This window comes from Bacillus sp. AFS018417 (genome assembly GCF_002560985.1).
Taxonomy (GTDB): Bacteria; Bacillota; Bacilli; order Bacillales; family Bacillaceae_G; genus Bacillus_A; species Bacillus_A rhizoplanae.
Genome location: NZ_NTTM01000024.1, coordinates 127,117 through 151,462, shown reverse-complemented (window position 1 = coordinate 151,462; position 24,346 = coordinate 127,117). Strand labels below are relative to the sequence as shown.

Annotated in this window: 23 protein-coding genes; 6 read left to right on the top strand and 17 right to left on the bottom strand. The window is 35.5% G+C overall.

What is annotated here, in order from left to right:
* Positions 1 to 67 precede the first annotated feature (67 nt).
* The 6 genes from CN326_RS11085 to CN326_RS11060 all read right to left on the bottom strand — a co-directional run bounded on the left by CN326_RS11085 (position 68) and on the right by CN326_RS11060 (position 6,094).
* Complete coding sequence (locus CN326_RS11085) at positions 68 to 292, bottom strand: DUF4022 family protein (protein ID WP_098309080.1); 225 nt, start codon at positions 290 to 292, stop codon at positions 68 to 70.
* Positions 293 to 621: 329 nt separating this feature from the next.
* Positions 622 to 933, bottom strand: a complete 312-nt coding sequence (gene qoxD / locus CN326_RS11080; RefSeq protein WP_098309079.1) for a cytochrome aa3 quinol oxidase subunit IV — start codon at positions 931 to 933, stop codon at positions 622 to 624.
* Between the two features lie 2 nt (positions 934 to 935).
* Positions 936 to 1,538: a cytochrome aa3 quinol oxidase subunit III gene (qoxC, locus tag CN326_RS11075; protein ID WP_098309078.1), complete on the bottom strand. Its 603-nt coding sequence runs from the start codon at positions 1,536 to 1,538 to the stop codon at positions 936 to 938.
* 13 nt (positions 1,539 to 1,551) lie between these two features.
* Entirely contained in the window at positions 1,552 to 3,486 is a 1,935-nt protein-coding gene (gene qoxB, locus CN326_RS11070; protein ID WP_141525027.1) for a cytochrome aa3 quinol oxidase subunit I, read from the bottom strand.
* Positions 3,487 to 3,519: 33 nt separating this feature from the next.
* Positions 3,520 to 4,392, bottom strand: coding sequence for a cytochrome aa3 quinol oxidase subunit II (gene qoxA, locus CN326_RS11065; RefSeq protein WP_098309076.1), 873 nt, complete (start codon positions 4,390 to 4,392; stop codon positions 3,520 to 3,522).
* Between the two features lie 295 nt (positions 4,393 to 4,687).
* The gene (locus CN326_RS11060) at positions 4,688 to 6,094 is read right to left on the bottom strand and encodes an amino acid permease (RefSeq protein ID WP_098309075.1); all 1,407 of its coding nucleotides are present in this window, start codon (positions 6,092 to 6,094) and stop codon (positions 4,688 to 4,690) included.
* 288 nt (positions 6,095 to 6,382) lie between these two features.
* Between CN326_RS11060 and CN326_RS11055 the strand changes: the two genes are divergently transcribed.
* Both CN326_RS11055 and CN326_RS11050 read left to right on the top strand, forming a co-directional pair.
* The gene (locus tag CN326_RS11055; RefSeq protein ID WP_098309074.1) at positions 6,383 to 7,126 is read left to right on the top strand and encodes a C39 family peptidase; all 744 of its coding nucleotides are present in this window, start codon (positions 6,383 to 6,385) and stop codon (positions 7,124 to 7,126) included.
* Between the two features lie 157 nt (positions 7,127 to 7,283).
* Positions 7,284 to 7,721, top strand: coding sequence for a GNAT family N-acetyltransferase (locus tag CN326_RS11050; RefSeq protein ID WP_098309073.1), 438 nt, complete (start codon positions 7,284 to 7,286; stop codon positions 7,719 to 7,721).
* A 58-nt stretch (positions 7,722 to 7,779) separates the two neighbouring features.
* Here CN326_RS11050 and CN326_RS11045 read toward each other — a convergent pair whose 3' ends face one another.
* Positions 7,780 to 9,072, bottom strand: coding sequence for an NCS2 family permease (locus tag CN326_RS11045; protein WP_098309072.1), 1,293 nt, complete (start codon positions 9,070 to 9,072; stop codon positions 7,780 to 7,782).
* Positions 9,073 to 9,387: 315 nt separating this feature from the next.
* Between CN326_RS11045 and CN326_RS11040 the strand changes: the two genes are divergently transcribed.
* Together CN326_RS11040 and CN326_RS11035 are read left to right on the top strand one after the other, a co-directional pair.
* Complete coding sequence (locus CN326_RS11040; protein WP_098309071.1) at positions 9,388 to 10,785, top strand: amino acid permease; 1,398 nt, start codon at positions 9,388 to 9,390, stop codon at positions 10,783 to 10,785.
* 421 nt (positions 10,786 to 11,206) lie between these two features.
* Positions 11,207 to 12,592, top strand: a complete 1,386-nt coding sequence (locus CN326_RS11035; RefSeq protein WP_098309070.1) for a peptide MFS transporter — start codon at positions 11,207 to 11,209, stop codon at positions 12,590 to 12,592.
* A gap of 33 nt (positions 12,593 to 12,625) precedes the next feature.
* Here CN326_RS11035 and CN326_RS11030 read toward each other — a convergent pair whose 3' ends face one another.
* From CN326_RS11030 to CN326_RS11015, 4 genes are all read right to left on the bottom strand, one after another.
* Positions 12,626 to 13,261 (bottom strand): class A sortase, encoded by a 636-nt coding sequence (locus tag CN326_RS11030; protein ID WP_098309104.1) that lies wholly within the window; start codon positions 13,259 to 13,261, stop codon positions 12,626 to 12,628.
* A 367-nt stretch (positions 13,262 to 13,628) separates the two neighbouring features.
* On the bottom strand, positions 13,629 to 14,102 hold the full coding sequence (locus CN326_RS11025; RefSeq protein WP_098309069.1) for a DUF2178 domain-containing protein: 474 nt from the start codon (positions 14,100 to 14,102) through the stop codon (positions 13,629 to 13,631).
* The gene (locus CN326_RS11020; protein ID WP_098309068.1) at positions 14,095 to 14,322 is read right to left on the bottom strand and encodes a helix-turn-helix transcriptional regulator; all 228 of its coding nucleotides are present in this window, start codon (positions 14,320 to 14,322) and stop codon (positions 14,095 to 14,097) included. Before CN326_RS11020 ends, CN326_RS11025 begins: the two co-directional genes overlap by 8 nt.
* Positions 14,323 to 14,422: 100 nt before the next feature.
* On the bottom strand, positions 14,423 to 15,634 hold the full coding sequence (locus CN326_RS11015) for a 3D domain-containing protein (RefSeq protein WP_098309067.1): 1,212 nt from the start codon (positions 15,632 to 15,634) through the stop codon (positions 14,423 to 14,425).
* Between the two features lie 247 nt (positions 15,635 to 15,881).
* On the opposite strand from CN326_RS11015, the gene CN326_RS24605 reads away from it, so the two are divergent.
* Entirely contained in the window at positions 15,882 to 16,022 is a 141-nt protein-coding gene (locus CN326_RS24605; protein WP_176524589.1) for a hypothetical protein, read from the top strand.
* 90 nt (positions 16,023 to 16,112) lie between these two features.
* Here the strand turns inward: CN326_RS24605 and CN326_RS11010 are convergent, their stop codons facing one another.
* Positions 16,113 to 16,961 carry a phospholipase C gene (locus CN326_RS11010; protein ID WP_098309066.1) on the bottom strand — a complete coding sequence of 283 codons (849 nt, stop codon included), beginning with the start codon at positions 16,959 to 16,961 and terminating at the stop codon, positions 16,113 to 16,115.
* A 311-nt stretch (positions 16,962 to 17,272) separates the two neighbouring features.
* Here CN326_RS11010 and CN326_RS11005 point away from each other — a divergent pair, with 311 nt between their 5' ends.
* Entirely contained in the window at positions 17,273 to 18,478 is a 1,206-nt protein-coding gene (locus tag CN326_RS11005; RefSeq protein WP_303745193.1) for an MFS transporter, read from the top strand.
* Positions 18,479 to 18,706: 228 nt separating this feature from the next.
* On the opposite strand, the gene fsa is transcribed toward CN326_RS11005, so the two are convergent.
* The 5 genes from fsa to CN326_RS10980 form a co-directional block, all read right to left on the bottom strand.
* Entirely contained in the window at positions 18,707 to 19,354 is a 648-nt protein-coding gene (fsa, locus tag CN326_RS11000) for a fructose-6-phosphate aldolase (RefSeq protein ID WP_098309064.1), read from the bottom strand.
* Positions 19,355 to 20,014: 660 nt separating this feature from the next.
* A complete protein-coding gene (rbsK, locus tag CN326_RS10995) occupies positions 20,015 to 20,914 on the bottom strand; it encodes a ribokinase (protein WP_098309063.1) in 900 nt (299 codons plus the stop codon).
* A gap of 13 nt (positions 20,915 to 20,927) precedes the next feature.
* A complete protein-coding gene (locus CN326_RS10990) occupies positions 20,928 to 21,899 on the bottom strand; it encodes a LacI family DNA-binding transcriptional regulator (RefSeq protein ID WP_098309062.1) in 972 nt (323 codons plus the stop codon).
* Between the two features lie 148 nt (positions 21,900 to 22,047).
* The gene (locus tag CN326_RS10985) at positions 22,048 to 23,688 is read right to left on the bottom strand and encodes an MDR family MFS transporter (protein ID WP_098309061.1); all 1,641 of its coding nucleotides are present in this window, start codon (positions 23,686 to 23,688) and stop codon (positions 22,048 to 22,050) included.
* Between the two features lie 19 nt (positions 23,689 to 23,707).
* The gene (locus CN326_RS10980; protein ID WP_098309060.1) at positions 23,708 to 24,166 is read right to left on the bottom strand and encodes a MarR family winged helix-turn-helix transcriptional regulator; all 459 of its coding nucleotides are present in this window, start codon (positions 24,164 to 24,166) and stop codon (positions 23,708 to 23,710) included.
* Positions 24,167 to 24,346 lie beyond the last annotated feature (180 nt).

Here is a 24,346-nt window from a genome sequence, read left to right as displayed (position 1 = left end):
GTTAGGTGGGGGATTTTACTGCCCGTAAAAGCCCGATTGGTTCAACTAATAATCAATAGCCATATAGTTAAAATTTTACCTTATCTGTAAGTTGTATGAAAAAATAGGCTGGTGCTATACAAAGCCCCAATATGCTACTGGTTCCAATAATAAGAGAAAGCAACATGCAAGAATACTTTACTCCGTTTGTTTTTTTCCATCCATAACTCCAAATTTCAATGCTGAGGCCAATCAGTATAATTGCGATAAGTACTTCCCCGAGTAATAAAAGAGCTAAAGTTGATATTGACATGTCTTAACACTTCCTTAGCAACATATGATAGTAATATTTTACCATACAAAAAATGTAACTTAAGGAATATTGCGAGCTTATTGCACAATTAAGCTTTAATGAATTAATCTCTTTCTATAAAGAATAAGATGAAAATTTCATTATTGGGGGATCTCCATGCTATAGTTTCGTAATACCATGAGATATTAATAATTTTGAATAGTGAGTACCTTACCTAAGGGGAGTAGACGACGCAGTGCTAAAGCTTCATATGTATATAAGATAAGTATTTAAGCAATATAAAAAAAGCCTGCTGAGGCATTGCCCCAACAGACTTTTGAAAATACGTGTTACATAGAGAAGAAAATCCAAACCGTACCAACAACCGTTACTGCAGCGATGAAGAAGTGGAATACGATTGTGAGTGTTTGTATTGTGCCTTCTCCTTCTGTCATGTGCATAAACATAACTAATTGTAACGCGGCTTGTGCCACTGCCATTATAAGAATGCTCGTTAAGATTGTTGCAAATGGCAAACTTGTATATAACGCTACATATAAAGCAAGGAACGTTAATGCAAGTGATAAAATAAATCCGAAAACGTGTGACCATGGAAATCCGCTATGAGCGTGTTGATTTGCTTGTGTATTGTTTTGTCCCATTATTACGCCACCATCCCGTTCAAGTAAACTAGTGTGTAAATGAAGATCCAAACAACATCAAGGAAATGCCAGTATAAGCTGATAATAAATACTTTACGAGCTGTAACTGGTGTTAGTCCTCGTTTTAAAATTTGGATAATAACACAAGTTGCCCAAATGATACCACCTGTTACGTGGGCACCATGCGTTCCAAGAAGAACGAAGAACCCAGATAAGAATCCGCTTGTTTGTAGTGTAGCACCGTGGCTTGCGTACAGTGCAAATTCTTCAATCTCCATGTAAAGGAAGCCAGCGCCTAACAGTAATGTAATGATAAACCATAGGAGCATACCATTTTTGTTTTCTTTACGCATTTCATGAATTGCGATCCCGCATGTGAAACTACTTGTTAAAAGTAAAAGTGTTTCAATCATAACAGGCTTTACTTCGAAAAGTTGTGCTGGTGTTGGACCACCTGCGGTACTACCAGCTAATACTAGGTAAGAGGCGAAAAGCGTTGCAAATAGCACGATTTCAGCCCCAAGGAAAATCCAAAACCCTAAAATATTCAATCTGCTTTGTTCAGTTTGATATTCTAGAGGTAAGCTTTTATCTAAAGCCGCCATTTCGTTTCACCTCTCATGCAACATGTTCTGTCTTTTTAATTTCATCTACGCTAATGTAATATCCGTTATCGTAATCAAACGAGCGCCAAATCATACAAGCTAACATACCAATACCACCGACAATTGCTAACCCGAACCAGCTAAATACTAATGCAAAACCTGCAAGACCAATAAAACAAGACATAATAATTGGAACACCTGAATTGCTTGGCATATGAATTGGTTTCAAGTCTTCAGGTTTTGGTGTAATAGACTCACCGTTTTTCTTCATTTCCCAGAATATATCGCTCTGCTTAATTTCTGGTACTACTGCAAAGTTGTAATGTTGTACAGGAGACTGTGTTGCCCATTCAAGTGTACGGCCATCCCAAGGATCTCCAGTTAAATCACGCTCGCCATGACGAATGCTGTAAACTACGTTGTAGCATAATAAGATAAAGCCGATACCCATCATTACCGCACCAACAGATGCGATCATGTTTAATCCACCCCATCCAAGGTTTGCAGAGTATGTGTACATACGACGTGTCATACCGTCTAAACCTAGGAAGTACATTGGGAAGAAACAGATGTTAAATCCGCTCATAAAGATCCAGAATGTCCATTTACCAAGGCGTTCATTTAGCATATGACCTGTGATTTTTGGATACCAGAATGTAAATCCAGCAAGCATCGCAAATACTGTACCTGCAATTAATACGTAGTGGAAGTGAGCAACTAGGAAGTAGCTGTTATGGTACTGATAGTCAGCTGCTGCCATCGCAAGCATAACACCCGTAACTCCACCGATTACGAAGTTTGGAATAAACGCCAATGACCAAAGCATTGGAACTGTAAAACGAATACGACCTTTATACATTGTAAACAACCAGTTAAAGATTTTAACACCGGTTGGAATCGAAATCGCCATTGTTGAAATCGAGAAGAATGAGTTAACCGATGGTCCAGCGCCCATTGTAAAGAAGTGATGGAGCCATACAAGACCACTTAAAACTGAGATAGCAATCATTGAGTAAACCATCGCGCTATATCCGAATAGACGTTTACGCGAGAATGTACTTATGATTTCAGAGAAAATACCGAATGCCGGTAAAATAACGATATATACTTCAGGGTGACCCCATACCCAGAATAAGTTCGCCCAAAGCATTGGCATACCACCGCTCGCCATCGTAAAGAAGTGAGCATCAAATAGACGGTCAAATGTCATTAATGCAAGAGCAACTGTTAATACTGGGAAAGCAAAGATAATGATTACACATGTGATTAAAATAGACCATGTAAACATTGGCATTTTCATTAACTTCATGCCAGGTGCACGCATTTTCAAGATCGTAACAAGGAAGTTAATCCCTGTCATCAGCGTACCGAGACCCGCAATCTGCAATGCAATTGAATAATAGTTGTTTCCTACGCCTTGGCTAAACTCTTTACCAGCCATTGGGAAGTACGATGTCCATCCAGCGTCTGGAGAACCACCGACAACGAAGGAGATGTTAAATAACATAGCACCTACAAAGAATAACCAAAAACTTAATGAGTTTAAGAAAGGATATGCAACATCGCGCGCCCCAATTTGAAGAGGTACAACAATGTTCATTAATCCCATAACAAATGGCATTGCCATGAAGAGAATCATTACAGTGCCGTGCGTTGTAAAGATTCCGTTATAGTGTTCAGCATTTAAATAAGTTGTGTCAGGAAACGTTAATTGGGCACGGATCATTAAGCCGTCCATACCACCACGGAACAGCATTAAAATCGCTGAAAGAATATACATAGTCCCAATTTTCTTATGGTCAACAGAAGTTAACCACTCATCCCAAAGCCATCTCCATTTTTTGTACTTTGTTAGTACGAAAAGGATTCCTAATGTCACAAGAACAATAGATACGTCCGCTCCGTAGATAATCGGATCGCCTGTGACAAAAAATTCATCAAGCTTCACTGTATTCACTCCAATCTGTTGGAATAGTCGTTGTTACTTTTTGTTTTTGTAGTAGTTGTAATCACAATATTCAAGTGATTTTGGATCTACATATTTTAAATGGTTGCTAGAGAACGTCATACGCCCTACTACACCTGGTTCAATAATTTCTTTATACTTGTTTTCTGATAATTTAGGGGCAGTTTCTTGTACTTCTGTTACCCACTTGTTGTAGTCTTCTTTTGTTTTAGCTTCAAGTTCAAACTCCATGTCAGTAAATCCTTCACCAGAGAAGTTTGCACTACGTCCAGTATAAGAACCTGGTTTATCAGCTTGTAGGTATAAATCCATGACCATATTATCCATTGTATACTTCATACCACCAAGTTCTGGAATCCAGAAAGCATTCATTGGACCGACAGAAGTTAATTTAAATTGAATTGGTACACCTGCTGGTACATTTAAATAGTTAACGGTTTCAATTCCTTCCTCAGGATAACTGAATAACCATTTCCAGTTTGCAGATGTAACGTAAATTTCAACAGGTTTTATATCTTTTGATTGTGCTGGAGGCTTTTCCGATGCATATGTTGCTTTTACCGTCGGAATTGATAAGGCAATCACGATGATAACAGGGAAAATAGTCCAGATAATTTCTAAAAGAGTATTACCATGTATATCAGGTGGCTCATAGTCCATATTATCTGGTTTTTCACGGTAACGAATTAAAATAACTGTAAACAAGACGAATACGACTAGAATAATTACAGACATCAGTATCATTGACCAAACAATTAAATCATACTGTGTTTTTGCAACAGGTCCTTGTGGATTTAATACAGCGATTTTGTCGCATCCACCGAGGAACAAGAGTAGTGATAGTGGAAGAAGTGAAGCCAACTTCCAAAACTTTTTTTTCAGTTGCACGATTGAAAATCTCCTTTCTCCTTGGATTGAAACTATGCCAATAAAACAATATAAACCTATTAATTTATAGATGGCAATAGTTTTTAAGATATTGTTAAAAAATAGACACAAATACACAGTTTTTACGATGAAAAACTTTTGTAACTTGCTAATATTGTAAACTATTTTTGACGCCATATCTCGATTTTAAAAATTTTAAGATAAATAAAGTTATACCAGAATATCCAAAAAATAGAAAAAAGCTATCTCATAATAAGTTGAAATAGCCGAATATTTCATATATTTATTTTATTACTCATGAAACATTTTTTTGTTGTTCAAATGTGACAATTTTTTTAAATTTTACACGATAAAAAATGTAACAAATAATCATGAATGGGATTCCACAATATAAAGCAATACGTTGATCTGGAATAAACGCTAAGCTTATAAATGTAATAAAGTTTAAAGAGAACGCCAAAATAGGAACGAGTGGATAAAGTGGAGCGCGGTATTTTAATTCTCGTATATCCCCACCATTTTTTATAAATTCTCTTCTAAAGAAAAATTGAGATGCAGCAATGGACATCCAAACAACGACAGCTGCCATCGCTGCAATAGATGTTAATACTAAAAAGACTGTATCAGCAGCGAATACACTTGTTAAAAGAGAAAGGCTAGCAAATATAAGGCTGAAAATTAATGCATTGAGCGGTACGCCTTTTTTCGTTAATTTTGAAAAGGCAGGACTTGCCATTCCTTGTTTTGACATCGCCCAAAGCATACGAGAGTTTGCATATAAACCAGAATTTGCTACCGATAATACAGCTGTAATAATAACAAAGTTCATAATGTCTGCTGCATACGGAATTCCAACTGTGTCAAAAACGAGTACGAAAGGACTTTCCACAAGATTTGCTTCTTGCCACGGTAGTAATCCAACGACCACAGTAATTGAAAGGACGAAAAAGAAAAGTGTACGCCAAATTGTATTTTTTATAGCACGTGGTACTGTTTTTTCCGGTTGCTTACTTTCAGCTGAGGCAATACCGATTAACTCTGTTCCTTGGAATGCAAAGTTAACGGTAATCATCGTAAGAAGAACAGCTGGAAGTCCGTTTGGAAATAATCCGCCAGTTTCTGTGAAGTTATGGAACATTGGCGCGGGCTTACCATTAAAGTCTAATAGACCAAACATGACGGCACCGCCGAGTATAATAAAAACAATGATCGTTATTACCTTAATACTTGCAAACCAAAATTCAGCTTCAGCGTATGCACGTGCAGATGAAGCGTTTACAATAAAGAGCAAGGCAGCGAATACAACACACCATATCCAAGATGAAACATCTGGAAACCAACGTTTCATTAAAATGCTGACAGTCGTTAGTTCAACTCCAACGGTAACAGCCCAGTTTAGCCAATACATCCATCCTACGACAAATCCAAAACCAGGTGAAATAAATTGGCTAGCGTAGCTTTGGAAAGAGCCAGCTTCAGGCATCGCAACTGTTAGCTCTCCGAGACAAAGCATAGTTAAATACATAACAAATCCGCCAACTAAATAGGCAAGAATAGCTCCGCCAGGTCCAGCGTTGTGAACAATTTGCCCTGACCCCATAAATAACCCTGTTCCGATAACTCCCCCTAGAGCAATCATAAAGAGGTGTCTACTTTGCATCGTACGTTTTAGTTCATTTTGCTGAGTCTCTTTTTGTATCATATACCCCTCACCTCATATTTTTTAGTAGAATTACAATTAAATCCCCTAGTTAATTCGCTTATCCTTAATGAAGAAGGTTCACTAAGTTAAGCATGTTTTATTCTAACAAAATATTCTGAAATTGTATATCAAAAAATCTTTTTATTTTAAAAAATACGAATTTTATGACTTTATACTAAAATAACAATTCGTAGAATCATTCTAGTAAACTAGTGAAAACAACGGTACAATAAAGAGAGTATTATTTTGGAAAATGTAAGAAAATAATTATGTAATGGAGTTAGATATATGTTTAGGATGGTCAAATACATATGTGTTTTAGGAATTGGAGTTATTGTTAGTGCGGCATGCAGTAAGGATGTTATGGGAGTAATTGAAACAGGGAAAAATAAAATTTTACAAAAAACTGAGGAACTCCGCTTAGACTTTTCATATGAAATGAAGGATCAGGCGATGATTGAAAATGTGCCATTTATAAAGCAACTTCCTGAATTAGAAAGAGGTTGTGAAGTGACAAGTTTAGCAATGTTACTGCAATATAAAGGAATTCAAGTTGACAAAATGAAGCTTGCGGATGAAATTGAACGTGTACCGTTTGAGGCGAACGGTTTGCGAGGAAATCCTCATGAAGGATTTGTAGGAAATATTTATACAAAGTCTAAACCAGGTTACGGTGTATACCATCAGCCGATTTTTCAATTAGCACAAAAATATGTTCCAGATAAAACAATTGATTTAACAGGAAGAGAGATAGAAGATATATATAAAGTGCTTAGTGCTGGTTCACCGGTATGGGTTATTGTCAATACAACTTTTCAGCCGCTAGATGAGGGAAGCTTTGAAACTTGGAACACAGATTCTGGAGAAGTAAAGATTACATATTATGAACATAGCGCTGTTATTGTTGGTTATGATCAAAATTTTGTATATGTAAATGATCCATTGGCAAACAAACCGCGTAAAGGTATTCCGCGTGCTCAATTTGAAAAAGCATGGGAACAAATGGGGAAACAAGCAATTACTATTCTATGAAAATAAAGGGCAACTTCCATCAGTGGATGAGGCTTCATCCCCCACCTATCTTCTTCGATTTTCTCTGAATCTTGAGGTGGGGCGTTAATGCGGGATAAAATCGATAAATAAGAGCTGTTCCTGTCCGTTAATATGACATAAGAAGAGAGGTATGTGTATGGTCGAAATAAAGCGAATTGATTGCTCGCAAACATATGCACTTCGCCACGAAATTTTACGGCCTAATCAAAGTTTAGAAGACTGTAAATATACTTCTGATAATGAAGAAAATACCTTTCACCTCGGAGCATTTATGAACAATATGCTTATTAGTATTGCTTCCTTTTCTTATGAAACACATCCTTCTTTAGGAGAAGGCATTCATTATCGCTTAAGAGGAATGGCCACAAGACAAAATTTCCGCAAACAGCATGCTGGAAGCACTCTAATTCACAGTGCTGAAGCAATATTAACAGAGCGCCGTGCACAGCTTCTATGGTGTAATGCCCGAATCACTGTTGCAAATTATTATATACGATTAGGATTTCAAGAATATGGTGAAGTATTCGATATTCCTCCAATTGGATTACACAAATTAATGTACAAAATCTTATAATCTATTTTACTATGTACAAAAAAGAGCGTCTCCTACGAGAAGCTCTTTTTTTAACTTATTATAAAAACAAATGACAACCAAATAATATTGCAAAGAAATAAAGAAACGGATGTACTTCCTTTCCTTTTCCTTTTACAATTTTTAAAATCGGATAAATTAAGAAGCCAAGTGCTATACCGTTCGCAATACTTGATGTGAGCGGAATACCAACGAAAATAAAGAATGCTGGAAGCGCATCTTCAAAGTCATTCCAATTTACTTCCCGAACATTTTGCGCCATTAGGCTACCAACAATAATAAGAGAAGGTGCTGTAATTGCCGCTACACTTGATAATGATGCAATTACAGGACTAAAGAAAGCTGTAATAATTGTTAATCCAACAACGACTATACCTGTTAATCCTGTCTTCCCTCCTGCTGCAATACCAGCAGAAGATTCGATTGTAGCAGCTGTTGGACTTGTTCCAAACATTGCTCCTACTGTTCCTCCAATTGCATCTGCAATAAATGCTTTTCCAAAACGCCCTTCTGCATTATCTGTCTTTAAACCAGTCTGCTTAATTAACCCAAGCAATGCTCCTGTTGTATCAAATAACAATACAAGCAAAAATGAAAAAACAATACCATATAATCCGTATTCAATTACATCCGTCACAGCGTGAATCGGGTTAAATGTAATCATTCCTTCTGGTAAATGCGGAACTGCTACAAGTTTATCGCTAAACTCCAATTGTCCTGTAAAAAAGGCAATTACTCCCGTTACAATCATACTAATGAACAGTGCACCACTTACGTTTAATGCCATTAATACTGCAGCTAACACTAAACCAATTAACGTTAGCACAACAGAGGGAGAATGAAAATTTCCAATGGTAACTAAGTTTGTAGGATGATCTACGATAATACCAGATAAACGAAGCCCTATAAATGCAATGAACAAACCGATCCCTGCTGCAATCGCATGCTTTAAACTATCCGGAATCGACTCAATTAGTTTTTGACGAAACGATGTAAATGAAAGTAAAAGAAAAATAATACCTGTCAAAAATACAGCTGAAAATGCAATAACGTATGTAATGCCTTCTGCGTTTTGAACAACAGAGTACGCGAAGTAGGCATTCATTCCCATTGCCGGTGCAATCACGATTGGGTAATTTGCTAAAAATGCCATGCATAATGTTCCAACAATTGTTGCAATAATTGTTGCCGTAAAGGCTTGATCGAACGGCACTCCTGCATCAGACAAAATCTTCGGATTGATGACAAGAATGTACGCAAATGTGAAAAACGTCGTAATACCAGCTAAAACCTCCTGCTTTACAGAAGTATTGTATTTCTTTAATTGAAACATATTAGCTATCCTTCCTACTTAATAAAATTATGATTATAACTACCTTCTCAAATTAACTTCTTCTAACAGCAATAATAATGAGGCTTTTATTGCGCGAAAAAATATAATACTTAATCTTATCAATTACTAAAAAAGAGCGTCAATATACTTACTAATAGTTCGAATTTTAAAATTAAATTTAACGTTCTATAGATATAGTACAGAAAACATTGTCTTTTTTTGTAGCATAACAGCGATAAATGTTTTATAATTTTAAATAGTTAGACATTCTGTAAGCGAATACAATATTTTTTCTTATAATAAAGGGGGCTTACTATGAAGCACACAAACAAAGCAGAAACTTTAAATCGCGGATTAAAACAACGACATATTACACTTATGTCTCTTGGATCTGCTATTGGAGTTGGATTATTTTTAGGATCAGCTTCTGCTATTAAACTAGCAGGACCATCCATTTTATTTGGTTATATCATTGCAGGCCTTGCTATCTTTTTCATTATGCGTGCGCTTGGAGAAATGGCAATTGAACAACCTGTTGCCGGTTCGTTTAGTAAATATGCACATGACTATTTAGGCCCATTAGCAGGTTATATAACAGGCTGGAATTATTGGTTTTTATGGGTTGTTACTTGTATGGCTGAAATTACAGCCGCAGGTATTTATATGGAATATTGGTTCCCTGACATTCCACGTTGGATTTGGGCGCTGATTGCTCTCGTATTAATGAGTGCATTAAACTTTTTATCTGTTAAAGTGTATGGAGAACTTGAATTTTGGTTTGCTCTAGTTAAAATTGTCACAATTATCTGTATGATTGTGGTTGGTACTGGTATTATTTTATTTGGTTTTGGAAATGGCGGCGTAGCGACTGGAATTTCAAATCTTTGGTCTCACGGTGGTTGGTTCCCGAATGGTTTCTCTGGTCTTCTTCTTTCTATGCAAATGGTACTATTTGCTTACTTAGGAGTGGAGTTAATCGGTGTAACAGCTGGAGAAGCAGAAAATCCGAAAAAAACATTATCTAAAGCAATCGATAACGTTTTTTGGCGCATTTTAATTTTCTATGTAGGTGCTCTATTCGTTATGATGGCAATTTATCCGTGGAATGAGTTTGGCGACAACGGAAGTCCATTTGTACTAACATTTGAACAAATTGGCATTGCGAAAGCAGCAGGGATTATTAACTTTGTTGTATTAACAGCTGCCCTTTCTTCTTGTAATGGTGGTCTCTTTAGTACAGGCCGTATGCTATTTACATTAGCACAGCAAAAACAGGCACCAGAGAAGTTTGGTCATTTAAATAAAAATGGCATTCCAAGTAAAGGAATTTTAGCAACAGCTTTCGTATTATTAATAGGCGTTGCTTTAAACTACCTTGTTCCTGCGAAAGTATTTACATGGCTAACTAGTATTTCAACATTCGGAGCAATTTGGACTTGGGGCGTCATTTTAGTTGCGCAGCTACGCTTCCGTAAAGGATTATCACAGGAAGCACAAAATAAATTAACGTACAAATTGCCACTGTATCCACTTAGCTCTTATATTACACTCGCTTTCCTTGTTTTAGTATTAGGAGTTATGGCATATTCTACTGATACACGTATCGCATTAATCGTTGGACCGATTTGGATTATCGCTTTAGTTGCTGTTTATTATATGAAAGGATTTCATAAAACAGATAAACTGCTTAGATCTCCTTCAAAGATAGGATAAAGTAAAACTTTGATTAGCAGTGGTTTTCTTCACCCTACACTGATTATTAATTAAACGAATCAAGGTTGTTACTGCCCGTCAGTTCAATTTGATGACTATCTATTCATGCAAAAGTTTATGAATGAATAGATATAATAAACCGTTACAATATCGGCGATCGTGTAATATATGACATGAATAATTTAACCAAAGAAGATGATTCCAAATTAACTAAAGTGTTATTTGGAATCATCTTTTTTCTTTTACTTTTATTGTATTCGTTTCACTAAACATACTTATACAAATTCCATTTCCAATTTCTTACGGAAACTCTACCTTTATTGACTTTTAATAGTTAACAATATAAACTATTAAATATGTAAAACTATTAATTAGAGAAAACTATTAATTTTATTTTTATTCATGTCAGGAGGAATTATATATGGAAGCTGCCATACACCTTGATGAGAAACAACAGCAAAAAAAGAAGCATCCTCCAGGTTTATACTTACTCTTCTTCACAGAAATGTGGGAAAGATTTAGTTATTACGGATTACGAGGATTATTAACATTATATTTAACAACGGCCTTAATAAACGGTGGTCTTGGTTTTAGTAAAAGCTGGGCACTTACTATTTACGGTTTTTATACAGGCGCTTGTTATTTCACCCCGTTAATTGGTGGATTCTTAACAGATCGTTATCTTGGTAAACGATTAGCTATTACAATCGGTGGTATAACAATTGCACTTGGTAACCTTACATTATTTGCACTGCAAAGTCACTTAGGGCTATACCTCGGGTTAGCGCTCATTATTATCGGGAACGGTTTCTTTAAACCAAACATTTCCACTCTTGTTGGAGAGTTATATCCAGAAAATGATTCACGTCGTGATGGTGCCTTTACGATTTTTTATATGGGAATTAACGTTGGTTCATTCCTTGCTCCACTCGTTTGCGGATACTTATCAGAAGATTTGTTTAAAACAACAGTAGATGGCGTTATTCATTATGGTTACCAATATGGATTTTTAGCTGCCTCCATCGGGATGGTTATCGGACAAATTTTATTTACAACATTATCCAATCGTTATCTTGGTGACATTGGTAAAAAACCTACAGCAGCTTTACAAACAGGAACTGGCAACAAAACAGCTGGAAATACACCATTAACAAAAAAAGAAAAACAGCATACAGCTGTTATTATCATAATAACTTGTTTCGTTGTTTTCTTCTGGGCTGGATTTGAACAGGCTGGTAGTTCTTTAACGTTATATACAAATAGCTTTGTAGATCGCACTATATTTGGTTGGGAAATTCCAACATCTTGGTTTCAATCTGTAAACCCACTATTTATTATTTTATTAGCACCAGTTGTTTCCGTACTTTGGACAAAGCTTGCTTCTACAAAACGCGGTGATTTAAAAATCCCAACAAAAATGGGTCTCGGTATGATTTTACTTGGAATTGGTTATATGATTCTTCTTGTCGCTACATTAAAAACAGGAAGTAATGAGCAAGACATTACCGAAAAAGCAAATCTGCTCTTTATTGTCTTTACTTACTTATTCCATACGTTAGGTGAATTGTTCTTATCCCCAGTCGGACTATCAATGGTAAGTGCACTCGCTCCTGTCAAACTCGCATCTTTATTAATGGGTGTTTGGTTCGCAAGTACAGGTGTCGCTAATATTTTAGGTGGACAGTTAGCAAACTTTACAACTTCATTAGGTTATTCAGAAGTATTTGCTGTTATTGGAGCTACCGCTATTTTATTAGGATGTATATTGCTATTACTTTCAAAGAAATTAGTAAAAATGATGGAATAAAAAAGATGAGGGTGCAATCCCTCATCTTTTTTATTAACTATTTACTTTCTTCACCTGCATTAAGTCCCCAGACACTACATATCGTTTCGAGTTATCAAGTACAGATGAACACGTAATAAGGGTTACTTCATTTTTCCCGTGATCTTCAACAACTTCCCATTTATCCGGGGTTACTTCTGTTACCTGTTGTACCACATACTCATACTCATTTTCACTATCATATAAATATACTTTATCGTTCTTTTTTAATTTCGAAATATCGCTAAATAATACACCTTTTTTTGACATATTATGTCCTGCTAATGCGTAATTCCCTTTTCCCATCTCTTGTTTCTCTTTTACCGTTGCTGCACCTGATAATAAATTTTTCTCTGTCGAAGAATTTAGAATTGGTAGCTCTAATCCAATGCTTGGAATAGCAATGCGCCCGATAACTTGCTTCTCATCTAATGAAGCATTTGCCACATCCGCTAAATCTGGTTGTTTTATGTTAGAAGCATCAACAAATTTTGTTTCTTGCTTTTCGTAATTCATTTTCTTAATAGATTGTAGGTTTTCTTCTTGCATTTTCCCAGCTTTATAACCGTCATAAAAAGGTTTTGTAATTAAAATACCACCTGCCACAAATAATAGAAGTGCTAATATACTATAAATCTTTTTTTTATTCATGCCCCAATTCCTTTCTCTCACAAAATTTCCCTTATATAAAATCATAAAATAAGAATGCTAGATATACAAGTAACATACGAAAGACAAAGTGAGCAGCACTTCCTAATGCGAAATAAAGTGAAACTTCCATCAGTGGGGACTGTCCACAGAAAACATCGGAGGCATCATATTAAACCAGAATACTGCATCTTCTTATTTATTAGACTTCCTTGTCTCATCCCTATCGCAACATTCTCTAGTCTCAATATTTTCTATCATAAAAAGAATTTGTAAATCCTCTCTTATAGAATTTATTACATTTTTGTAAAAATGCTGAAGAATTTACCGCGTTTTAAGTATATGTAAAAGATGTGCCAAAGCACATCTTTCACACAACCTTATTACGATATAAGGAAATATGAAATACTGTTATTTGGATTAGTAAAATGAAAAATAGTACATACAACGGATATTCTGGAATGTTTCGATTGAATAGTGGATAAGCAATTAACGAGGCAGCTGCAAAAGGCATAATAAACCATGATGAAAGAAGTGTAGTTCGACACGCTTTCGCAGTCAATATTTCTTCTCTCTCATCTTCACTTGGAAATAATAACGGAAATGTCCAAAATGATAATTTCTTATATTTCTTTTTTTGTATCTTGTAACCAATGAATACCCCTACCGCTACAATCAATATCAATGTAATTGGCATTATATTCATCGTAACAGCCCACGTTTGCTTTTCAGTACGTATGATGTTTGCAAGATCCGTAATGACATGAAAATACTCAACAAATGCCCAACCCGCTATAGCAAGAATCAATATATTTATTACATAAGAAAGACCAATTCTATTCATTTTTTTCTTCCTCCTTTTGTAATACAAATACTTCTTCCATCTGTAACCCAAACACATCACAAATCATGAGCGCCAATAATAACGATGGAACATAATCCCCTTTTTCAATAGCAGCAACGGTTTGCCTCGTTACACCTACTTTTTCAGCCAATACGCTTTGCGTAAAATTAAAACGGGCTCGTAGCTCTTTTACCCGATTATAAATGGTCAAATTTACCACCCCTTACCATTATTGTATGCTAAACTTTACAAAATGTAAACTCAACTTAACATTTAACGATAAAAAAACCTACTTTGCTTTTTGCAAAGTAGGTTTTTTTTTAATCTAAAATGACAACACGAACTTGTTTTCTACCCCAAGAGATAGATGATCCTTTATCCGGCATGAAAACATCGATTTTATGTCCTTGGATAGCACTACCAGTATCAGCGGCAATCGCATTTCCATATCCTTGAACCCATACGTGTGAGCCCAATGGAATAACCGATGGATCAACTGCAATTACTTTCATATTTGGATTTGCAGTTAAATCATATTCTCCCCATTTAGTATATACATGCTCACCAGGCTGCTTCCCATTTTCACTTGGATCATTTGTGTAAGCAGTAGCTTCTACATACATCTCATTTCCGCCTTTGCTAGGTTTGCTAGGGCCGTCATTGTTATTTGATGTAGATCCTGATGCTGTTCCCCTTGCCTTTGCTTCTGCTGCTGCAGATGCTTTTTCCGCTGCAGCTTCTTTTTCGCGTGCTTCTGCTGCTGCTTTTGCTGCCGCTTGCTCACGAGCAATTGTATCTTGTACGCTCTTCATATCTGCTTCAATCTTTGATTTTTCTTGCGCAGCAAGCGTAAGTTGACTTGAAACTTCATTATATTTTGCTTGCACAGACTGTAAGCTTTCTTGGCGTTTCTGTAAATTCTCTTGTAACTCATTCTGTGCTTTTGCTAATTTTTGTTTATCTACTTCTAAAGATTTTTCTTTTTCATCAATCACTTTTTTATCATCTTCGATTTGACGAAGATCTTGTTCTTGTAAACGAAGAATCTCTTTATCTGCATCCATAATTGTAGAAACTGCACTCATACGATCTAAGAGATCTGCAATATTTTTTGAGTTCACAATTGCTTCAACTACTAAATTCATATTTGAATTCTCTTGAACAGAGACCATACGTTTTTTCATAATATCTTTACGCATAAGTACTTTATCTTCTAACGTAATAATCTCTTTCTTTTTTTGTTCAATTTGTTTATTTGTCTCATCAATTTTATGCTGAATTTGGTCTTGCTCTGTTTTATTTTTAGAAATAGTATCATTTAAGTCTTTTAATTCTTTTTCAATACCTTCAATTTCTTTCATTACAGCTTGCTTCTCTTGTTCTTTTTGCTGAATAGTATTGTCATTCTGCTGCAATTGCTGCTGCATGTTGTTTAGTTTATCGTCGTTTGACTCAGCTTTTACAGCAACTGTACTAGAAAAACAAATGAATCCAGCTAATACAACGCTACTGATACGCTTAAAATAGTTCATAATCCGACTCCCTTCATATTATAGTTATACATTATTTGTTTTACAGTTTGTTTACAAACTCATTAAATACAGTTTATTTTTTATGGATAAAAATAGCAGATATCAAAAAATATAATAAATACAGTTAAATATTTTTTGAATTTTATATATATATTTAAAAACAATGCTTGAATTTTAATATAAAGTGAAACTTCTATAAGCAAAATCTTACTATCTATTAACAAAGGAAATAGCAAATCATAGAAGCTTGGGGAGAATATTATGTTTACAAAAACAGAATCAAGTACAAGAGTTAGAACAGCAATTGCATCAAAAAGAGAAAGAACATCAAAATGTTATCACTTCATTACATGAAAATGTATTAACGGTTGTAAGTGAACAATTATAAAGCCCTTTCCTTCAACTATAACTGTGTCCAGGTTAGTATGAAAAAAGACCAAATACTTAAAGAGTAAGTATTTGGTCTTTCTATAAATCATTAGCGATTTACATATGTATCAAACCACAAATGTATATAACCGGCTGTAACGCGCTGTGTTTCCATTAAGCGCTTTCCTGTTACCGGTGTCACTTCCGCCCGCCATTTATCTGCATATTCTTGAGATACAGCTGCTTTTACAAACCAATCTTTTGTCGTATCGTTCACAATGCCAGGATAATCTTGTTTAGCCGCTACCGCTGATCCTTGAATCCAATCTTCTGGGTTTGCCCCTTTCCAATTCCAATATCCATTACTATCTGAAACTATATAGTTATCTTTTATTGTATCAACAAAATTTTCGTATTTAGAATGGAAACCCATTGGATAAGAAAGATTCGTAAAGTTTGCTGCATGCATCGGCTGATTTACATCTCCTAAATAATGAAGTGATAATCCTAAGTAGAAGAATGCCTGTTTCATATCTTGATTTTGGTATGCTTCACCAGCAAGCTTAAAATATTTTGTACCTGTCTCTTTTGCCTGTTTCGCAAAAGGAATGTATGTTTTTCCCGTATCCGGATCGTAAAAGTGAGAAGCATATGTACCATTATCATAATAAGGATTCTCGTAATCAGCAGAATAAATACCATTTTCTAAGTCAGCACGCCACTCATTTAATAAAGCAGTTTCATTCGGCTTCACAATCGTTGTATTACGAGACATGATATCAATTGCACGATTTACAATCCACAGATGAGTGCTAACCCCCTCATTATGCTTATCCTCAGCTGACCATCTTAGAACCGGTACAGGACTTTCACTACTATTTGTTTGTGCAAATACTACACTTTGAACTGGTGCAGCTAAAGCAACCATAGCTGCTAGTGCTAATACTTTCTTTTTCATACAAAATCCTCCCATTTTATATTTATATCCTCATGAAGTAGAACTTCTGATGTTATTTGGTAAATCTATTATACGGATATCCTATCTTTTGATGATTTTATATCTTTGAAATACAATATAAAAATATAAATAAAAAATAAATTAATACATATATATATTGTTATGATTCAGTTTAATTATAGTGAGGAAATGTTAATCTCGTGCAAAAAGATTGATAAAATAGTGTAAATATTACAAAAATAGAATCATTACTATTTTCATTAATTTTTATTTAAAGTGTACAAATTTCCATACATAACAAATTAATTTCATTGCAGAGAAAAATAGCATTATGCCATAATAGCAAAAGAGAGGTGAACAGATTGAAATACTTTATTTATTTTATTGTTATCATTGCATTCTTAGATACATTTTCACAATTACCCATTATGAGTACATACGCGCAAAGTCTTGGAGGAACCCCTCTTATTATCGGCCTTGTCGTTGGAATGTACTCATTTGCAAATATGATCGGCAATATTATTGCAGGTGCGTCTGTTGATAAATATGGAGCCAAAAAAGTTCTTTCTATTAGCATGGCAATTACGAGTCTCATAGTTTTATTGTATACAGTTGTCCAAAACGGTGAACAACTTATTATCGTTCGTTTTCTACACGGATTTAGTGACGGCTTCTTAATACCAGCTGCCTTTACTTTCTTATCAAAACAAACAGAAGCAACAAAGCAAGGGAAAGCAATGGCTTTATCTGGTGCAGCTGTTGGAACAGCAGCTATCGTAGGTCCTGCCTTCAGTGGGATTATGAAAGCAACCGCGGGTATACACTGGGTCTTCATTACAATTTCTATCTTAATGGTACTTGGTACAATCGTCTCGCTCTTCTTGTTGCCAAATCATATAACAAGAACAAATACATTACAGACACAAATAATGAACAAAGAAGATATGGTTGGTTTATTAAAATCCGAACCGTTATTACAAGCATACATTGGTGCCTTTACGTTAATGTTCTCACAAGGAATTGTCACATATATGTTACCTATGAAAATAGAAGCTTTAGGACTTAAAGCTTCTTTAACGGGAATGATGCTTAGTGTCTTTGGAATCACCGCAATCCTCTTCTTCTTACTACCAACAAATCGTATATACGATTACTTTAACCGTCAAAAAATGATGGTCATTGGTATTGCAGTTATGGCATTTGCATTATCGTTACTTGGTATATTTGCAACAAAAGGCATGCTCTTTATTGTCATGATCATTTACGGAATTGGATTTGCAATTCTCTTTCCTTCTATTAATGCCTTACTTGTTGAAAATACAACAGAAGATAATCGCGGAAAAGCATTCGGATTATTCTATGCGTTCTTCTCACTCGGTGTCGTTGGCGGATCATTTACGGTTGGAGCAATCGGAGCATCACCGAGCGTAAGTTTTGTAATTGGAACAGCTTTCTTGCTTACATTTGCTTCGATGATTTATGTAAGAGAAAGATTTAAAAAAACAATGATGGGGTAGACTCCATCATTGTTTTTTATTTTAAAAAGCATATTGATACAATCAATTTGCAGAAAAAATGTGCAAGTATCAGCCATATTCCGGCAATTCCCCAGGAAATATTCATTTTTTCTACAAATTTACAGAAAATTCAATAAAACAAAACTTCCTTCCGTGGGGGGCTTACTGCCCGTTCATTCGGGATAAAAAAAACGGTTCAACTTGAAAGTTGAACCGTTCCATAGAAAATTATTTTCCTTGTGTTTTTTCCCAATCCGCTAAAAACTTCTCAATTCCTTGATCTGTTAATGGATGTTTCACTAATGAAGCAATAACATTTGCTGGAATTGTTGCAATGTGTGCACCATTTAATGCTGCGTCTGTTACGTGTACAGAATGACGAACAGATGCTGCAATAATTTCTGTTTTAATATCATGAATTGCAAAAATATCTGCAATTTGACGAATTAGATCCATACCATTGTGGCCGATATCATCTAGGCGACCTAAAAATGGTGATACATATGTTGCACCAGAACGTGCAGCCATTAATGCTTGTACAGCTGAGAACACTAATGTTACATTTGTGCGAATACCTAGATCAGAAAAAGCCTTCACTGCTTTTAAACCTTCTGTTGTCATCGGTACTTTTACAACAACGTTTGGTGCAATTTTCGCTAATTCTTTTCCTTCTTCAATCATTTTATCTGCTTCTAAGCTAATAACTTCTGCACTTACAGGGCCTTCTACAACACTGCAAATTTCACGAATGCGTTCATGAAAATCTACGCCTTCTTTTGCAACAAGAGATGGATTCGTTGTTACACCTGCTAATACGCCAAGAGCATTTGCCTCTTTAATTTCATCAATGTTTGCTGTATCAATAAAAAATTTCATGTTTTTTCTTCCTTTCTGGATTCAAGTATATGTTTATTTTTGCTTAATAACGCCTAATTCAATCAAAATAATTTTTTTACTTTTTTTCTTCGCTTTTTTCTTTTTCCACACTTACCGCTGACGCAACTACTTTGGAATCTGTAAAGATGATACCGGTTACATATGCGCTTTTTTGAATGAGATTTTCTGAATCATTTTGTACATCAACTACTATTTATGTAACGCCACATCTCTGCTTCTTCATACCTACCAATACGTTGTTTTTCTTTAGAATCAAGTACAGTATAGCAACAGCAGTTATCTTCGTTATATCTCATACTGAAATATCAAAGCAATAACTAGACTAATGATCAGACGTCTGTCCATACAAACGAGTATAAAGCCCCTAAACAACATTATTATTGATAAAAGTTGCTACTTCCCCTTTCTCAACGATGACACCGTTTATAATTCCCATTATAAGAACAGCAAGCAATCCCACTCCTATTGCAAAAAACGATTTCATACCAACAATAAGTGTATGTAGTAATGCTAAAATAGAACCTACTGATAAGTCAATACCTCTAAGTTAAAATTACGCTAAAAGTCATAATTTTAAATGTATTCGACAGTTCAATATACGTTAAATTTAATGTTGCCATAACAACACTAATAAATACTTCACCATCCAAGAATCATCTGCACTTCTCGTACTTTATCTCGTGATGGCATTCCACCTTGAGCTCCTAATTTTGTTACAGAGAGTCCCGCTGCAATGTTTGCAAAATGAATCGCTTTTTGCAATTCTTCTCCTTCTGCAATTGCAACTGCTAATGCACCGTTAAATGTATCTCCAGCTCCTGTCGTATCGACAACTTCAACAGAAATACTTGGTACATGAACAATCTCTGTTCCATTATGAAATCGAACACCGTTTCCGCCTTCTGTTATCAACAATTTATTGGGGTATTTTTCAAGTAACAATTCAATTGGTGACGTGAAATCATCTAGAATAATTCGGCATTCATGCTCATTTGGTGTAATATACGTTGCTTTTTGTAACAATTCCTCTGGCAGTATTTGTGCTGGAGCTGGATTTAAAATTACTGGAATTTGATGTTCTTCACAAATTTTTAGTACATACTTTACTGTTTCGAGTGGGATTTCTAACTGCAAAACAACCATATCCGCTTTCGTAAGAAGATCTTTTGCATGATTTACAAGTTGCTCACTTACAAGACGATTTGCACCTTGTACAACAATGATACTATTATCTTCTTCAGCCAATACAATATGGGCAATTCCTGTTGTTTCATTTGTAATCGTTTCCACACAACCAATAAAAATACATTCATTTTCTAAATTTTTTCGAACAAGCTTTCCGTAATTATCATTTCCAATCGCTCCAACCATCGCAACATTTGCGCCTAAACGTGCTGCAGCTACAGCTTGGTTTGCACCCTTTCCACCTGGAACAGTATGAAATGCTTCCCCAATTACTGTTTCCCCAGCTTTGGGGCGTTTTTTTGAAATGGCAACTAAATCCACGGAAATACTGCCGATTACCGCAATATTCGCCAATCGTTTTCTCTCCTTACTTCGTTGTATTTCGCTCAATAATTGTAATTGCTAAACGATGATGCTCTTCCTTTAATTGACGCCCTTCTATTTTCTCAATTAATAACTGCGTTGCAATTTTCCCCATCTCATAAATAGGCTGTGCAACCGTTGTGATAGCTGGATACATCATTTCAGCTAAAGAAATCCCATCAAATCCGATAATTTGTAATTCATTTGGAATAGATATTCCCTTTTGCAATGCTGCCTTTACTGTACCTAGTGCAATCAAATCATTTCCTGCTACAATACCATCAATATACGGATGCTTCTCAAGCAGTTCAGAAGCAACATACTCACTTTTCATAGGATGAAATTCACTTTCTGCAATAACGTAAGAAACATTTTGTTTCGTGACAGCATCGATAAATCCTTGAAAACGCTCATTTGCAGTACTGAGATTTCGCGGTCCACGAATATGCGCAATCGCTTGACATCCTTTTGCTAATAAAAGCTCTGTCGCTTGTTTACTTCCAGAATAGTTATCGGCATATACTGTTGGAATACGTTCATGAAACATGCGGTCAATTGCTATAACCGGCACTTGTAAATTCATGTAATTCCCACTATTTTGCGGATTTGTTGCGACAATAAAGCCATCGACATTATTTTGTATAAGCACATCAATGTATTGCTTTTCTTTTTCTAAACTTTCATCAGAATTACATAGCACAACCGTATATCCTTGTTTATGAGCTACGTCTTCTACTGCCCGGGCTACCTCTGGAAAGAATGGATTTACGATGTTTGGGACAACTAATCCGATTAGACGAGAACTCTTATTATATAGAGAACGTGCCACCGTACTTGGCTTATAATCTAATAACTCAATTGCCCGCTTTACTTTTTTGAGCGTATCTTCATGCACATAGCCATTCTTATTTAATACTCTAGAAACAGTAGCAACGGATACCTCTGCTAATTTGGCGACGTCTTTTATCGTACTCATTCTTTTCCCTCTCTATCATATGTAACCGTTTACACAAATAATATAACTTATTCAGTAAAATCCGTCAATTGTTTATAAGTAAAAAGACGCGATTAAATCTATGTAAAAATACAAAAAGCATCGCCATTATAGGCGATGCTCTTCCTTATTATGAATAAGATACACTTGCATCTTTCTCTTCTGTTTCATTCTTTTGTTCTTCTGTTTCACTATTTTGTTCTTCTGTTCCCTTTTTACGACTAGAAAGCTTAATTTTCTTCAAGAAAAGTGTAAATACGGCACCGACTACAATAAATACTAATCCAGTCATAAATACATGATGAAGAGAATCTAATAATGATGTCTTCAAGACAGGTACAATGCTATTTGCGATTGCTTCTGGCATTTGCTTCAATGATTCTGGACTAAATAACATTGAATATAGCCCTTGTGGATTTGTGTGAATCATGTCTTTAAACTTCGCCGCTATTTCCCCTGCTTGTGGTGGGAACGTATTTAGCACAGGTACTAACTTATCTGTTAATACTGTACCGGATGTGTTATTCATAATAGAACCTAAAATAGTAATCCCAAATGTACCACCGATTTGACGGAAGAATTGACTTGATGAAGTCACAACTCCAAGATCTTTTTTCGGGAAGCTTTCTTGTAATGCTAATGTTAAGGTTGGCATTACAAGACCCATTCCTAAACCAATAACCATCATATATGACGATGCGACGAGCTTACTTGTATGCATATCCATTGTAGTTAAAAGCCCGAATCCACCGGCCATAATGAGCATTCCAGTGATAATTTGTGGTTTTACTCCTACCTTTAATACAAGCTGACCACCAATAATACTTGTAATGATCATCGTGATCATCATTGGTGTCATAATTGTTCCCGATTCAGCAGCACTTACACCTACAATTCCTTGCATAAAGAATGGTACAAACGTAATGGCTCCGAACATTCCAACACTCATAAAGAAACCAATTGTATTTAATAGTGTAAATGTACGATTTTTAAAGAAATGGATAGGTAAAATCGGTTCTTTCGCTTTTGTCTCAACAATAACAAAGCTTACAAGACCAATAACTGCAAGCGCAAATAACCCAATAATTTGCCAAGAACCCCAAGCGTAGTCTTTCCCGCCAAATGTTAATGCTAATAATAAGCTCACAACACCGAGAATCATAGTAAAAATACCCGCGATGTCAATTTGAATTGGGCCAGTTTGTTTCTGTCCTTTTAAGCCCATTGCGATAAAGATTGTTGCTATAATCCCAACTGGTAAGTTAATGTAGAACACCCATCTCCAGCTCATTGAATCAACAATCCAACCACCAATTTGTGGACCAATGACAGAAGCAAGACCATAAAGTGCTCCAAAAATCCCTTGCCATTTCGCACGTTCTTTCCCTGTAAACATATCCCCAATGATAATCATGGCCATTGGCATCATAATACCGCCGCCTAGCCCTTGAATACCACGGAAGATAATTAATTCTGTCATACCATTTGCCATACCACAAAGCGCAGAACCAACCATGAAGATAATTAATCCTGTCAAATATACATTGCGGCGACCTAACAAATCTGCCAGCTTACCAGCAATTGGTACAACCGTTGTTGATGATAGCATATATGCTGTTGTTAACCATGTCATTAAACTTAATCCGCCAAGTTCACCGACAATACGCGGCATTGCTGTACCGACGATTGTTCCGTCTAATGCAGCAAATAACATTGCGATAACTAAACCAATTAACAACAATGTTCTATTTTGATTTGCTTGTTGTTCCATGTAATCTCCTCGACTCTCTTTATTTTTTCTCTTTCTTCTCTGATGTTTGGCAAATAATTGCTTCTAGTTTTTCAAACAAACGAAGTAAATCTTCTCTCTCTTGTACTTCTAATTGTGAAAAGTATTTTGCAATATGTTGATTCCGAGCAGTCATTGCCTCTTCTAATACATCTTTCCCCTTCGCCGTTAACTCAATTACGACAACGCGGCGATCATTTTTATCATGATAGCGTAACACCAATTCTTGATCGATTAAACGATCGATCATCACTGTAATTGCACTTGGCTTCACATACATTTTTTTCGCTAATTCTGTCGCCCTTGCTGTGCCGTAATGATTTAAAATTTTTAAAATATAAAATTGCGGTGGTGTTAGTCCAGATGATTGCAATTGCTCTAATAACTCCGTTTGCATTTTCTTTCCAATAGAAAATGTAAGAGCTTGAATTTTATCAATATGAGTTACATCATTTTGCATATGTTCCACCTCTTATTTAACCCCTAAAATATTTAACGTTTTTAAATATTAAACCTTATAACTAATAATGTCAATGATTTTATTTCTTAAAAATTTTCGTATTTTTTTGATGAAAACAATGACGAAAATCATGTTAAATGAAAGTATAGGATGATTTCTCCACAACAAAAACTACCATTA